9 protein-coding genes and 3 rRNA genes are annotated in these 14,660 nt (G+C 37.0%); 4 read left to right on the top strand and 8 right to left on the bottom strand.

The window, feature by feature from the left end:
• Positions 1–13: 13 nt before the first annotated feature.
• The gene (gene glsA, locus ACWJKE_RS18010) at positions 14–931 is read right to left on the bottom strand and encodes a glutaminase A (RefSeq protein ID WP_462952833.1); all 918 of its coding nucleotides are present in this window, start codon (positions 929–931) and stop codon (positions 14–16) included.
• Between the two features lie 439 nt (positions 932–1,370).
• Here glsA and ACWJKE_RS18005 point away from each other — a divergent pair, with 439 nt between their 5' ends.
• Positions 1,371–1,841, top strand: coding sequence for a GreA/GreB family elongation factor (locus ACWJKE_RS18005; protein WP_220287768.1), 471 nt, complete (start codon positions 1,371–1,373; stop codon positions 1,839–1,841).
• 85 nt (positions 1,842–1,926) lie between these two features.
• Here the strand turns inward: ACWJKE_RS18005 and ACWJKE_RS18000 are convergent, their stop codons facing one another.
• The 5 genes from ACWJKE_RS18000 to ACWJKE_RS17980 all read right to left on the bottom strand — a co-directional run bounded on the left by ACWJKE_RS18000 (position 1,927) and on the right by ACWJKE_RS17980 (position 9,679).
• A complete protein-coding gene (locus ACWJKE_RS18000) occupies positions 1,927–2,835 on the bottom strand; it encodes a L,D-transpeptidase family protein (RefSeq protein ID WP_216304463.1) in 909 nt (302 codons plus the stop codon).
• A gap of 247 nt (positions 2,836–3,082) precedes the next feature.
• Positions 3,083–4,543, bottom strand: a complete 1,461-nt coding sequence (locus ACWJKE_RS17995; protein WP_220287894.1) for an IS1182 family transposase — start codon at positions 4,541–4,543, stop codon at positions 3,083–3,085.
• Between the two features lie 167 nt (positions 4,544–4,710).
• Positions 4,711–4,827, bottom strand: a 5S ribosomal RNA gene (gene rrf, locus ACWJKE_RS17990).
• A gap of 116 nt (positions 4,828–4,943) precedes the next feature.
• Positions 4,944–7,869 (bottom strand): 23S ribosomal RNA (locus tag ACWJKE_RS17985).
• A 292-nt stretch (positions 7,870–8,161) separates the two neighbouring features.
• A 16S ribosomal RNA gene (locus ACWJKE_RS17980) occupies positions 8,162–9,679 on the bottom strand.
• The 16S, 23S and 5S rRNA genes sit together here, the layout of an rRNA operon.
• Positions 9,680–10,262: 583 nt before the next feature.
• Here ACWJKE_RS17980 and ACWJKE_RS17975 point away from each other — a divergent pair.
• Complete coding sequence (locus ACWJKE_RS17975) at positions 10,263–10,466, top strand: DUF6440 family protein (protein ID WP_462952832.1); 204 nt, start codon at positions 10,263–10,265, stop codon at positions 10,464–10,466.
• A gap of 21 nt (positions 10,467–10,487) precedes the next feature.
• Here the strand turns inward: ACWJKE_RS17975 and ACWJKE_RS17970 are convergent, their stop codons facing one another.
• On the bottom strand, positions 10,488–10,628 hold the full coding sequence (locus ACWJKE_RS17970) for a hypothetical protein (protein ID WP_462952831.1): 141 nt from the start codon (positions 10,626–10,628) through the stop codon (positions 10,488–10,490).
• A 397-nt stretch (positions 10,629–11,025) separates the two neighbouring features.
• Here ACWJKE_RS17970 and gltS point away from each other — a divergent pair, with 397 nt between their 5' ends.
• Entirely contained in the window at positions 11,026–12,258 is a 1,233-nt protein-coding gene (gltS, locus tag ACWJKE_RS17965; protein WP_220287364.1) for a sodium/glutamate symporter, read from the top strand.
• Between the two features lie 286 nt (positions 12,259–12,544).
• The gene (locus ACWJKE_RS17960; RefSeq protein ID WP_216303241.1) at positions 12,545–13,060 is read left to right on the top strand and encodes a hypothetical protein; all 516 of its coding nucleotides are present in this window, start codon (positions 12,545–12,547) and stop codon (positions 13,058–13,060) included.
• Positions 13,061–13,158: 98 nt separating this feature from the next.
• Here the strand turns inward: ACWJKE_RS17960 and ACWJKE_RS17955 are convergent, their stop codons facing one another.
• Positions 13,159–14,340: a MalY/PatB family protein gene (locus ACWJKE_RS17955; RefSeq protein WP_462952830.1), complete on the bottom strand. Its 1,182-nt coding sequence runs from the start codon at positions 14,338–14,340 to the stop codon at positions 13,159–13,161.
• Positions 14,341–14,660: the final 320 nt, after the last annotated feature.

Here is a 14,660-nt window from a genome sequence, read left to right as displayed (position 1 = left end):
TTTATTACAAAATTCAGAAGATACTTAGATTGAGTTCTTTAGAAAGTTCTTCTAGAACTCTCGTTCCAGCAATACTATTTCCGTAATTATCAAGTGCTGGCCCTACAACTGCTATTCCCATACGGTTTGGAACAACAGCCATAATACATCCCCCTACTCCGCTTTTAGCAGGAACACCAACCTCAATACAAAATTCTCCGGATCTGTCGTATAATCCACAGGTCATCATAATAGCCTTAACTATTTTATTGATGTACTCTGGAATTAACCGTTCATTTGACCATGGTGCTACTCCATTGTTTGCAATTACTGATGCCATTCTTGCTACATCCTCAACAACTACCTCAACTGAGCAGCATTTAAAGTATGCGTCTAATACGTCTTCTACATCCTTTTCAATTATGCCTGCTCCCTTTAGATAGTAAGCAATAGCTCTGTTTGTATTCCCAGTTAATTTTTCAGAGTTATAAACTGAATAATTCACCTCAATGTCATTATTATTTGCTAATTTTTTCATCATATTGTGAATTTTACTGAATTTTTCTATCCCATTATCTCCTTCCACAAGGGATGTACAAACTATTGCACCTGCATTTATAAACGGATTTGATGGTTTATGTGTCTCCTTCATTTCTAACTTAACCAATGAATTAAATGGGTCCGCTGAAGGTTCCTTACCTACTTTAGAAAAAACTACATCCTTTCCATTATCAATAAGAGCACATATAAGGATTACCACCTTTGATACACTTTGAATAGTGAACTTTGTTAGGTAGTCACCTTCTACAATAATATTACCGCATATGTCAAATATACATGCTCCAAGAGCATCTCTATCCCCCTTTGCAAGTTCAGGAATATACGTTGCTACTTGTCCATCTTTCGTAATTTTTTTACTGTTTTCAATTGCTGTTCTTAATATTGATTGCATTTACAACCCCCTCTTTAAGTTGTTTTTCTCATCTTCATATTTAATATTTTTTTATTTATATTACTTACAATGACTTCTTTTATTATACTCTATTATTCTCAAGATTTGGATAAAAAACTTTAAACATATTTCTACATATTTATAATAATCATGAAGATTTGTTTCGGAGGTGCTTTTTATTTGTAAATGTTTACATAAATGCCCACAATAAAATACCTTATAGACTTAGATGGAGTTATTAATGCTATCATTAACTTATGATCATTGGTGGTCATGTGGATGGAAGAATAACAGTACTTACTGAAAAAAGTTGAAAAACGGCAAGTTCAATAGTAAAATATACAAGTAATACTCCAGATTTTTTAAGAAATTGAATTATAAATGTACTATTAAATTATATAGTAAACAATCTGTAAAAAAGATAAAAGAAGGTGCTAAAATGAATAATAAGCTTACTAAAAAAGATCTTGAAGATCTTCAAAAAGAATTTGATTATCGTAAAGGTCCTTTAACCATGGAAATTGCACATGAAAAAATGATAGCTGCTGCTCACGGTGATAGAAGTGAAAATGCTGAATATAAAGCTGCCAAAACAAATATGTACGAAAACTACAGAAGAATGGGATATTTAATAAAAATGATTAGAACCGCTGAAGTTATAGATGATGTTATTTATAATACTAAAGGGGCAAATATAAGTGATAAATTAATGATAAAATTTGAAGGTAGCGATGATATCGAAGAAATAGAACTTGTAACAACATTACAAGTGGATATATTAAATGGCAAGTTTAGTATTGAGTCACCAATAGGAATGGTATTATTCGGAAAAACAGTAGGAACTATAGTAGAAGTAGCATCTCCTGATGGAAATTATAAAATAGAGCTATTAAGCATAACTAAAGAATAACTTAACACATTGTAGCATACAATAAAAATAAGAATACCAAATGGAATTCTTATTTTCGAGTATATATCCTTTTATAACTTACTTTTTATTTGCTCCAAATAGCAGTTCTAGCTGGAATATTATCATATATAAATTTAGCATCTTTTAAAGCTAACCTTACACATCCGTGAGATACAGGAACTCCAAGGGTGTTATCTATAACATAATTACCCTTTCTATCGTATAGTACGCTGTGGAATAAATAGTTACCTCTTATTTGAGTATAATATTTACACCTAGCGCCTCCATCTGAAATAAAGTAGCTTCCTTTAATTCCAACGGTAAAATTACCTTTAACTGTTGGTGTTCTTGATTTTCCTGAAGAACAAACCATTGATCTAACAAGATTCCATTTTCTGTTAGACCCTTTGAATATATTTACCCTTTGGTGAGATAAATCAATCCATATAAAATAAGCAGTTGAACTATAAATGTTCTTACTGTTTATAGTTTTTTCTAACGAATTGTTTGAAACTGAAACTTTAGGTGTATATTTTTGTATTACTGGTGGTTTATACATAGACTGTGAAGTTGGTTTCATATTAAGTTTCTTTAGTGTTAAATTACCTACTATGCCATCTTTGATTAGCTTATTTCTCATTTGAAAGTCTATAACCGCATAATAGGTTAATCGTCCGAAGTCTCCATCTGCATAAAGTTTATAACCAAATTTATTAAGCTTTTGCTGTATTTCCTTAACTTTACTGCCCTTATTTCCTTGCTTAAATATTATTTGAGCAATTGGCTGTTGTTTTTTTTGAGCTAAAAGTTTAATACTGTTATTTTGTACATTTTCTTTTTGTATAGTATTTTGAGATACTCTAACGTTAGTTTGATATATTTTTGCGTCACTAGGAGGCAATTTCACCGCAGCCTCCGATTTATTCGCTAAAGTACATCCACTTATCATAACCACAACTATAAAGACAATACCTGATAGATATCTTTTATTCATACTGAATACCCCTTTTTTTTAGAAGTATGGATCTTGTCCCTATAGTATATTCTCCTAAAATTAAAGTGTCACTAAAATCCAAAAATGTAATTGTATTTAACCAAATAAAAACCACTAAGTTAAACTGAGGCCGCTGAAAAAAGCACTCTTTATTTAGTAGAGTTTTCAAGCTTGAATAGAAAAAGCATGAGATGTCCATATTTTGGATATCTCATGCTTTTTATTTTATAATTAAGTTTTAAAAGCCCTATTTCATGCTTTTCAACTTAATTATTCTCTTTAGATTCACAGTGAAGATTGATAATGCACCTTGCATTTGCATGCTAATTAAGCCTGACGATATTGCTACATCATAGCTATGTTGGTGCTTAAGTTCACTGTTTTTAGCCTCTATCATATAACGTTCCCTAGCTCGTTTTTTAAAATATTCACTTTTTTCGAACTCTATTTGATCTTTGTGAGTATTTGACTTTATTGAAACTGAATAAGTTTTAGATTTAGCGCCTTCTTTATAACACCCATCTTTATGAACACAATTTTTACACTTTTCTACATTAAAATAGTAGGTTAGCACTTGATTTTTACCAACATTCTTCTTTCCCTGTTTTGCTTTTTTAATAGCCATATGACCTGCCGGACATACAAATAAACCAGCATCTTTATTAAACTCAAATTCATCTTCTTTTTTTCGCATTCCTTGTGAAATTACAGGATTTAGTCTTGAAATTAATGCAATTTTATTTTCTTTTGTATATTCTAGGTTTTTCTTTTCAGAATAAGCTGTATCTCCAATTACTTCATTTACATCTATACCAGCCTCACGGCTTTTTTCTATTAAGGTTATGAGCTCCTTTCCATCACTTTTTTCGCCAGTTGTAATAACAGCTGCTGTAATTAAACGTTCTTCACTCATAGCAAGGTGTGATTTATATCCAAAAAAAGAACTATCCTCAGTTTTATGCCCCACTTTTGCATCCTCATCTTTTGATATTTTTAGATTTTCTAAGTCATCATTAATAGCTTCCATTAAGTAGTTTAATTTAGTTTTCACAGCTGGATTTGCTGCAGTTTCTGGCTTCTCGTTTATGGTATCAATTAATAATTTGCAGTACTCAAGAATATCTTCAAGTACTCCAGTTGTAACTTTATTAGGTAACTCTTCTTTAATACCAGGATGTACTCCGTACAATGTTTTTCTTAAGTTTTTTGCACGTTTCAATAATTCCTCGCTTGCTGACTTTTGGTTATAACGTGACTTGGTATGCGTAGCATCAACTATTATTGCTTTACTTTTTAAAACTCCCTCTTTTATAGCAAGTTCTACAGTCTTGTTTATTAATAAATCCAATAAATTCATGTCTTTAAGGCGAAGCTTTCTAAATTTAGTTAGTGTACTTGAGTTTATTAAATTTGTTTCTTCTGGGGCTAAATTTAGAAAATATTTAAAGGACATGTCATAAAGAGTTCTTTCAACAACATCTTCATCAGACAATTCATATATTACTTTCAAAAGTAAATATTTAAATAGCATTATGGGGTTAATAGCACCTCTACCCATAGATGAACTATAGTTAATCATCAATTCGTCATAAACAAATGAAAAGTCAACAAGGTCATTAATTTGCTTTAAAATGTTATCTTTCGGAATAATTAACGAATATAAGCTATGGTATGTATTTATTTTTATTTCCAATTGTCCTTTTAGCATAATAGTTTAGCCCCTTTTATTTTATTCTACTATACTAATTCGACATATCTTTTAAAATTCCTTTTTGTTTTTTAGTCTTTTATATAAAAAAATCGCCATCTTTAATTAGATGACGATTTTTTTATATAGTTTTTCAGTGGCCTCGTTAAACTTAGCGGTTTTTTCTTACCTGGCGACAACCTACTCTTCCACAAGGTCACCCCTGCAGTACCATCGGCGCATTGAAGCTTAACCTTCGTGTTCGGTATGGGAACGGGTGTTACCTTCATGCCATAATCACCAGATTGAGAATATAAATATTCTCTGAAAATTGCACAGTGAATTAGTCTTTTCGCTCACGCTCAAAGCCTCGCTTCTTTCTTACGAAAGAAGTATATCGCATTACTTTTAATTATATATTTAGGTCAAGCCCTCGACTTATTAGTATTAGTCAGCTGAACATGTTACCATGCTTACACCTCTAACCTATCAACCTGGTGGTCTTCCAGGAGTCTTACTAACATCGCACTTACGTGCGAGTTATGGGAAATCTCATCTCAGGGTGGGCTTCACGCTTAGATGCTTTCAGCGTTTATCCCTTCCAAACATAGCTACCCAGCGATGCCACTGGCGTGACAACTGGTGCACCAGAGGTTTGTCCATCCCGGTCCTCTCGTACTAAGGACAGCTCCCTTCAAATTTCCTACGCCCGCGACGGATAGGGACCGAACTGTCTCACGACGTTCTGAACCCAGCTCGCGTGCCGCTTTAATGGGCGAACAGCCCAACCCTTGGGACCTACTTCAGCCCCAGGATGCGACGAGCCGACATCGAGGTGCCAAACCTCCCCGTCGATGTGGACTCTTGGGGGAGATCAGCCTGTTATCCCCGAGGTAGCTTTTATCCGTTGAGCGATGGCCCTCCCACGAGGTACCACCGGATCACTAAGCCCGACTTTCGTCCCTGCTCCACTTGTAAGTGTCGCAGTCAGGCTCCCTTCTGCCTTTGCACTCTTCGCGCGATTTCCAACCGCGCTGAGGGAACCTTTGGGCGCCTCCGTTACTTTTTTGGAGGCGACCGCCCCAGTCAAACTGCCCACCTAACAATGTCCTGTGACCAGATTCATGGCCTCCAGTTAGAACCTCAGTACTGTCAGGGTGGTATCCCAAGGATGACTCCACACAGGCTGACGCCCATGTTTCTCAGTCTCCCACCTATCCTGTACAGACAATACCGAAATTCAATGCTAAGCTACAGTAAAGCTCTACGGGGTCTTTCCGTCCAATCGCGGGTAGCAAGCATCTTCACTTGCACTACAATTTCGCCGGATGTGTTGTTGAGACAGTGCCCAAATCATTACGCCATTCGTGCGGGTCGGAACTTACCCGACAAGGAATTTCGCTACCTTAGGACCGTTATAGTTACGGCCGCCGTTTACTGGGGCTTAAGTTCATACCTTCGCTTGCGCTAAGTAATCCCCTTAACCTTCCAGCACCGGGCAGGCGTCAGCCCCTATACATCAGCTTTCGCTTTAGCAGAGACCTGTGTTTTTGCTAAACAGTTGCTTGGGCCTATTCTCTGCGACCTACTTACGTAGGCACCCCTTCTCCCGAAGTTACGGGGTCAATTTGCCGAGTTCCTTAACAACAATTCTTCCGATGGTCTTAGGATTCTCTCCTCACCTACCTGTGTCGGTTTGCGGTACGGGCACCAATATCCTCGATAGAGACTTTTCTTGGCAGCGTGGAATCAGATACTTCGGGAATAAATTCCCTTCCCCATCACATCTCAGCGTTAAGAGCAAACGGATTTGCCTGCTTGCTCCGCCTAAATGCTTAGACACACATCCAATAGTGTGCACATCTTATCCTCCTGCGTCATCCCATTTCTAATAACGTCCATTGGTGGTATCGGAATATCAACCGATTGTCCATCACCTACGCCTTTCGGCCTCGGCTTAGGTCCCGACTAACCCTGAGAGGACGAGCCTTCCTCAGGAAACCTTAGGTTTTCGACCGTTAAGATTCTCACTTAACTCTCGCTACTCATGCCAACATTCTCACTTCTGTACCGTCCACCACTCCTTACGGTATGACTTCAGCCAGTACAGAAAGCTCCTCTACCGCGTACACAATTGTGTACACCCATAGCTTCGGTGGTAAGTTTTAGCCCCGGACATCTTCGGCGCAGGATCTCTTGACTAGTGAGCTATTACGCACTCTTTAAATGAGTGGCTGCTTCTGAGCCAACATCCTAGTTGTCTTAGAAATCCCACATCCTTTTCCACTTAACTTACACTTTGGGACCTTAGCTGATGGTCTGGGCTGTTTCCCTTTTGACTACGGATCTTATCATTCGCAGTCTGACTGCCGAAATAAAAGTATATGGCATTCGGAGTTTGATAGGGTTCAGTAACTGTTGTCAGCCCCTAGCCCATTCAGTGCTCTACCTCCATTACTCAATTAATCGACGCTAGCCCTAAAGCTATTTCGAGGAGAACCAGCTATCTCCGAGTTCGATTGGAATTTCTCCGCTATCCACAGCTCATCCCATGGTTTTTCAACACCAACGTGGTTCGGACCTCCACGGAATTTTACTTCCGCTTCATCCTGGCCATGGATAGGTCACCCGGTTTCGGGTCTACGACATGCAACTATGCGCCCTATTCAGACTTGGTTTCCCTTCGGCTCCGTACCTTAAGTACTTAACCTTGCTACATATCGTAACTCGTTGGCTCGTTCTACAAAAAGCACGCCGTCACACATATAAAGTGCTTCGACCGGTTGTAGGCACACGGTTTCAGGTTCTATTTCACTCCCCTTCCGGGGTTCTTTTCACCTTTCCCTCACGGTACTTCTTCACTATCGGTCACTAGGTAGTATTTAGCCTTGGGAGGTGGTCCTCCCAGCTTCCCACAAGGTTTCACGTGTCTCGTGGTACTCTGGATTAGATCTGACTGTTTTTCCTTTTCATTTACAGGCCTATTACCTTCTGCGGAGCAGCTTTCCAGCTATCTTCAATTAAGGAATTGCAGTATTTATGATCTATCCTCAACCCCCAGATCAAAGACCTGGGTTTGGGCTCTTTCCCTTTCGCTCGCCGCTACTTAGGAAATCGATGTTTCTTTCTCTTCCTCCGGGTACTTAGATGTTTCAGTTCCCCGGGTCTACCTCTGCATACCTATTTATTCAGTATGCAGTACATAGTTGTTACTATGTGGGTTCCCCCATTCGGAAATCTTTGGATCACAGGCTATTTGCGCCTACCCAAAGCTTATCGCAGCTTAACGCGTCCTTCTTCGGCTCCTAGTGCCAAGGCATTCGCCATGCGCCCTTTGTAGCTTGACCTTGATTCTGTCTATTTACATAGACGATTATATTAATTTTGCGAAATTGTATTAAATCAATTTATAAACTACTTGCGTAGTTTTAATTTTTTTAAAACAACTTTTTTCACTGTGCAATTTTCAAAGAACATTTTAAGAAAAACTATTTATTATCTAACTCCTAAGAGTTAGATAAAATTAGTCTCTCAAAATTAAACAGAGAACTAGGTACGATTAATTACAATAGATATTTTTGAAGAATAAATTAATATTCTTCTATTGCATCGACCGAAGTCAATACATCTACTCCCTAGAAAGGAGGTGATCCAGCCGCAGGTTCTCCTACGGCTACCTTGTTACGACTTCACCCCAATCATCAATCCCACCTTCGGCCGCTGGCTCCTTACGGTTACCTCACGGACTTCGGGTGTTACCAACTCTCATGGTGTGACGGGCGGTGTGTACAAGGCCCGGGAACGTATTCACCGCGACATGCTGATTCGCGATTACTAGCAACTCCGGCTTCATGTAGGCGAGTTGCAGCCTACAATCCGAACTGGGATGAGTTTTTGAGTTTGGCTCCACCTTGCGGTCTTGCATCTCTTTGTACTCACCATTGTAGCACGTGTGTAGCCCTAGACATAAGGGGCATGATGATTTGACGTCATCCCCACCTTCCTCCCGGTTAACCCGGGCAGTCTCACTAGAGTGCTCAACTTAATGGTAGCAACTAATGATAAGGGTTGCGCTCGTTGCGGGACTTAACCCAACATCTCACGACACGAGCTGACGACAACCATGCACCACCTGTCACCCTGTCCCGAAGGACTTCGCCCATCTCTGGGTTATGCAGGGGATGTCAAGTCTAGGTAAGGTTCTTCGCGTTGCTTCGAATTAAACCACATGCTCCGCTGCTTGTGCGGGCCCCCGTCAATTCCTTTGAGTTTTAATCTTGCGATCGTACTCCCCAGGCGGAATACTTAATGTGTTAACGGCGGCACCGAGGTTCGACCCCCGACACCTAGTATTCATCGTTTACGGCGTGGACTACCAGGGTATCTAATCCTGTTTGCTCCCCACGCTTTCATGCCTCAGCGTCAGTTACAGTCCAGTAAGTCGCCTTCGCCACTGGTGTTCTTCCTAATCTCTACGCATTTCACCGCTACACTAGGAATTCCACTTACCTCTCCTGCACTCTAGACACCCAGTTTCAAATGCAGCACCCAAGTTAAGCTCGGGTATTTCACATCTGACTTAAATGTCCGCCTACGCATCCTTTACGCCCAGTAAATCCGGACAACGCTTGCCACCTACGTATTACCGCGGCTGCTGGCACGTAGTTAGCCGTGGCTTCCTCCTCTGGTACCGTCATTATCGTCCCAGAAGACAGAACTTTACAACCCGAAGGCCTTCATCATTCACGCGGCGTTGCTGCGTCAGGGTTTCCCCCATTGCGCAATATTCCCCACTGCTGCCTCCCGTAGGAGTCTGGACCGTGTCTCAGTTCCAATGTGGCCGATCACCCTCTCAGGTCGGCTACGCATCGTCGCCTTGGTGAGCCGTTACCTCACCAACTAGCTAATGCGCCGCGGGTCCATCTCAAAGTGGAATTTTCCGAAGAAAAATCCTTTGATGTTTCGATCATGCGACCAAAACATATTATGCGGTATTAATCTCCCTTTCGGGAGGCTATTCCCCTCTTTGAGGCAGGTTACCCACGTGTTACTCACCCGTCCGCCGCTAATCCACCCCGAAAGGTTTCATCGCTCGACTTGCATGTGTTAGGCACGCCGCCAGCGTTCGTCCTGAGCCAGGATCAAACTCTCAATTTAAAAGTTTACACTTTTTTAGTTGAAATGATTAATCTGCGACAACTGTTAAGTTGATTCGCAAGCTCATTACATACTTTTAGTCTTACGACTAAATTTTACTTTATACTAAAGTAATTAACTGGTTTAACGAAATATTATTTCGCTATCTTTACCTATTTCTCTGTTTAATTTTCAAAGACCAATTCGCTTTGTCATCATGTGACGACTTCTACTATATTACTAGGTATTTCTTGTTTTGTCAACATTTTTTTAATTTATTTTCATTTGAAAACATACTAAATAGTTATCAACACTTAGTTTATCGTGCCACTCGTTTGTGACGACAAGGAGTATTCTATCATATAAATAAGGGCATAATTTCACAATATAGGTACTCTAGCTAGATTACATTCATATTTCTACATATTAGTCTAAATAATTCAATGTTTCGCATCCTGATACACATGGCTAATTATTATCAACATAGAAACATTTTTTTGAGAAACTGTCGTCAAATAACAAAAGTCTCCCCCTATTAAGTATACAACCTTAATTTTTGGCTATATTTAATAATATTGCGAAATAAAAAATATAGGAGGAAAAAATGTTTAATAAGAATGATAAGATAAGAAATAAAACATTTAAAACTGTATGCAATCGGGCTGATGCATTAGCAGTACGTTGTAAAATACTTGTAGATACAGACACAGTAACAAATTATTTAATTAATATTGAGGATTATGCTGGAGGAATTACTGTATTGTTAGATAAAGATGGAAACCCTATATTTTCACAAGTGAAGTTGTAACGTTTTTATATAGATACAAACCTACTTATAATGTTTACTGATTTCAGTAATTAATTTACCCCAAAACTTAGACTCCTTTTTAATTGTTTTTACTATTTTTTTCGGATTAGCTTTTCCACTATACAATACTTTTACAACTAATAATGTATATATCAACTTCATATAAATCACTCCTTACAGTTATTTATATTCTTTTAAGCCTTTGAAAAGTCTAATGATTTACCAAAACCCCCGTTCCCTAGAGTTTTTCACATATTCAATTAAGGATTTCCCTAAAGTATCAGATTGGTGGATCCTTAATATCTGGAACTGATTTCAATATACAGTTTTTATTTACTAATTATCTCAAATCTATTATAAATCCTCTCTAAACGAATCCTTATTACTAAATAATTAACTGATACTTTTTTATCGAACATATAGTATTTAATTCTACATATATTATTAAAACCACTCTTATGTTTCTATAGATGTCTAGCACTGTTAAAATTAGAAAGTGGTATAATAAAATTAATCAAGACAACGTTTACATTGTCTTGATGTTAAAGGAGGAGCAATTATGAAAACAGAATTAGTAGAAGATTTACTTACTCTCAAGGTTGATATGGTAGCAACCTTAGCAACCGCAATTTTATTATTACTATTAGGTTACTGGCTTATAAAAAAGGTAGCTTTTTTTAGAAAGTTTTGTATTCCTGCCCCTGTAATTGGAGGTTTACTATTTTCAATACTTGCGCTTGTTTTAAAACAGAGCGGTCTAATAACAATTAGTATGGATACAACTTTTCAATCTCCTTTTATGATAGCTTTCTTTACGACTATTGGACTTGGCGCAAGTTTTAAATTACTTAAAAAAGGTGGAAAATGTTTAATTATCTACTGGCTGCTATGTGGAGTCCTTGCTATTTCACAGAATGTTATAGGCATTGTATTTGCAAAGATTACTGGAATTCACCCTATGTTTGGTATTATGGCAGGTTCAGTTTCAATGGAAGGTGGACATGGTGCAGCAGCCGCTTTTGGAAAAACTGCTGAGGCTATGGGTATTGCAGGATCTACTACCGTAGCTATAGCTGCCGCCACTTTTGGTCTTATATCTGGTGGTCTTATCGGGGGCCCCATTGCAAAGCATTTAATAGACAAACACAAATTAAAACCTAGTACATCAGATAACTATGACGTAAAATCCTTTGAAAATGTAGTAAGCGACACAGGAAATACAAAAATCACAACGAATATGGTTATGGCTCATATGGCAATAATAACTGTTTGTATGACAATCGGGTCTATTGCCAGCGGATGGTTTTCAACAGCTACAGGCCTTTCTTTACCTGGATATGTAGGCGCTATGTTTGTATCTGTAGCTTTTAGAAATATAAATGATAAAATACACATCGCTAAACTTGATTATTACACTATAGATTTAATGGGCAACGTGTCCCTTGGAATTTTCCTCTCAATGGCATTAATGACATTGAAGTTATGGGAACTTGTAGGACTTGCAGGACCATTATTAATAATAGTTACTGCACAAGTAATATTTATGATATTATACACAGTATTTGTTGTATTTAAATTCCTTGGAAAAGATTTTGATGCAGCCGTTATGGCAGCTGGTATGGCAGGTCATGGTCTTGGCGCTACTCCAAATGCTATAGCTAATATGGGAGCTGTTACTGAAAAATATGGTCCATCTCCAAAGGCATTTTTAATAGTTCCATTAGTCGGAGCATTTCTAATTGACCTCATAGGTATCCCAACTATTGTATTCTTCATGAATTTTTTTAAATAAAAATCCATATAGAAAATATTATTACGATGCCAAGACTTCCAAAAGTACTTACAGCAAGAATTTAAGCAAAAATAACCTTTTCCATTGTTAATAGTGTCGTTAAATTTAACGGCACTATTAACTAACCCTTAACCCGATAAAACTCCTAATCTTAGTACTTTACTATACATTCCTGCTAAGTGTTTAATTAAATTTTACAATGGCCTTATTAAATTTAATTTATTATAGAAGGTATTTGGAAATATTTGGAGAATACTTTCTATATATAATTTAGGAGGCGTGTACAATGATCTATGATGCATTTAAAATAGCTAAACATTTAAATATCAGTAAAGTAACGGCTTACGCTAAGATGAAATTACCTGAAGTAAAACCTTTTTTAATATCCCACAATGGTAAAACATGTGTAGAAGAAAAAGGTCTAGAAGCAATTAAACAAGCTCTAAAATATAATCACTCTTCAGAAGCAGAATCAGAAGTTGCAGTTACAGTGGTGAATCTATTAAAAGAAGATATGATTGAAATACTTAAAAGTAATATCGAATTTATTAAACAGCAATTAACTGTTAAAGACGGTCAACTCTATGATATTAATAAATTATTAGAAAATACACAGGTCCTGTTTAAACAAGAACAAGAGAAAAATAAAATCGTGTTATCATTACCCGAAACCATTAAAGAACACGATATTCAATTGGTTAATAATCTAACTCAAAGTCTTGAAAGACAACGATCCAAAGCAGTAGCCGACGAAATTCTTCACAGGAAAAAAGGAATTTTCCAAAGATTGTTTGATAAATAAGAAATAGCTGTAGTAAAATTAATTATTACTACAGCTATTTCTTTATTTTCATATCCCTCGTTAAATCCAAGTATATCACTGCTTGTTTATAATTTTATCTAATCCCTATTCAATGAATTAACAGCTTTTTCAAGTTGTAGCATAGCTTTCTCAAGTATTGAACGTGGACACGCTATATTTACACGCATATATCCAGAAAGACTACGACAGAAATCATTGCCAGCATTAAGTCCTAGACCCGCCTTATTTATCATAAATTCTTTCAGTTCATCATTTCCCAATTCTAGTTTACGACAGTCAAGCCAAACCAGATAAGTACTTTCAGGTCTGCTAGGTTTAATTTTTGGTATGTTGTTTTTACAAAACTCTCCTATGAAATCAATATTGCCCTCAATATATGGAATTAACTGTGTAAGCCACTCTTGACCATACCTATAAGCTGCTTCTACCGCTACAAGACTAAAGCAATTATTGCGATGGATATCCATACCTCTCCAAAAAACATCAAATGTCTCTTTAACTTCAGCATTCGGAAAAATCACTACAGACGCCTGTAGTCCTGCCAAGTTGAAAGTTTTTGTACATGAAGTACAGGTGATGGTTTTACTAGAAACCTCCTTTGATATACTAGCAGTAGGAATGTGTTTATTATCCCACAATATCAAATCTGAGTGTATCTCATCTGAAACAATCATTACATTATAGCGTAGGCATAGTTCAGTAATATGTTCTAGTTCCTCTCGGATCCACACTCTGCCTACCGGATTGTGTGGGCTACACATAATAAATAACTTTGGTTTCTGTTTTAATTTTTCTTCGAAGTCCTCAAAATCTATTGAATAGACTCCATCTTGTTCTAATAATTGATTTTCAATTACCACTCTTCCCCAAGATTCTATTACGTCATAAAATTCTGGATAGACTGGAGTCTGTATCAAAATTTTATCTTCTTTATTAGAAAATTCTCTGACAATAACCGATAGAGATGGAACAACACCGGGGCTGAAACTAATTAAATCTTTATTAACTATCCAATTATTTTGAGTCTTTTCCCAATCACAAAAAGCTTCATAATAGGAGTCAGGGCGAGATGTATATCCATAGATTCCTTGCTTCGCTCTTTTGATGATAGCATCATTAATGGGCTTAGCTACCTCGAATTCCATATCTGCTATCCATAATGGTATTACATTAGAAGTTCCAAATTTTTTTTCTCTTTCATCGTATTTTGCAGCAAAGTTATTACTACGGTCAATTATTTCATCAAAATTATACTTCATAATTTACACCCTTCTTATATTTATTTGTGCAAGAAATACTTGCTATAACATAAATATAGCAAAAATGATGCCAATTTTCTGATTGATCTTTTGGAGTGGTCTTTAACTAAGTATCTATTATATATAAAGCTTTTATCGAAAAAATTGTTTTCGAACAAATTAAATGGTTAAAGTTATACAACTTAAACCATTTAAATGAAAAATATTGTCTACTCCTCTTGAATTGCAATCAAAAATTACATCATTCTCATTTAGACCAATAATTCTTCATCTCTAATTACCGAATTTTGTTGAAAAAGAGCAAAAACCTCATTTATTGG

This window comes from Clostridium sp. CM036 (assembly GCF_055081135.1).
Note: the sequence above shows the minus strand (reverse complement) of the source record. Positions and strands in the feature narration are given on the sequence as shown.

Coding starts and splice junctions, on each gene's coding strand:
- ACWJKE_RS17995 (WP_220287894.1), bottom strand. CDS start 4,543: ATGCTAAAAGGACAATTGGAAATAAAAATAAATACATACCATAGCTTA.
- ACWJKE_RS17970 (WP_462952831.1), bottom strand. CDS start 10,628: ATGAAGTTGATATATACATTATTAGTTGTAAAAGTATTGTATAGTGGA.
- ACWJKE_RS17975 (WP_462952832.1), top strand. CDS start 10,263: ATGTTTAATAAGAATGATAAGATAAGAAATAAAACATTTAAAACTGTA.
- ACWJKE_RS17960 (WP_216303241.1), top strand. CDS start 12,545: ATGATCTATGATGCATTTAAAATAGCTAAACATTTAAATATCAGTAAA.
- ACWJKE_RS17955 (WP_462952830.1), bottom strand. CDS start 14,340: ATGAAGTATAATTTTGATGAAATAATTGACCGTAGTAATAACTTTGCT.
- ACWJKE_RS18005 (WP_220287768.1), top strand. CDS start 1,371: ATGAATAATAAGCTTACTAAAAAAGATCTTGAAGATCTTCAAAAAGAA.
- gltS (WP_220287364.1), top strand. CDS start 11,026: ATGAAAACAGAATTAGTAGAAGATTTACTTACTCTCAAGGTTGATATG.
- ACWJKE_RS18000 (WP_216304463.1), bottom strand. CDS start 2,835: ATGAATAAAAGATATCTATCAGGTATTGTCTTTATAGTTGTGGTTATG.
- glsA (WP_462952833.1), bottom strand. CDS start 931: ATGCAATCAATATTAAGAACAGCAATTGAAAACAGTAAAAAAATTACG.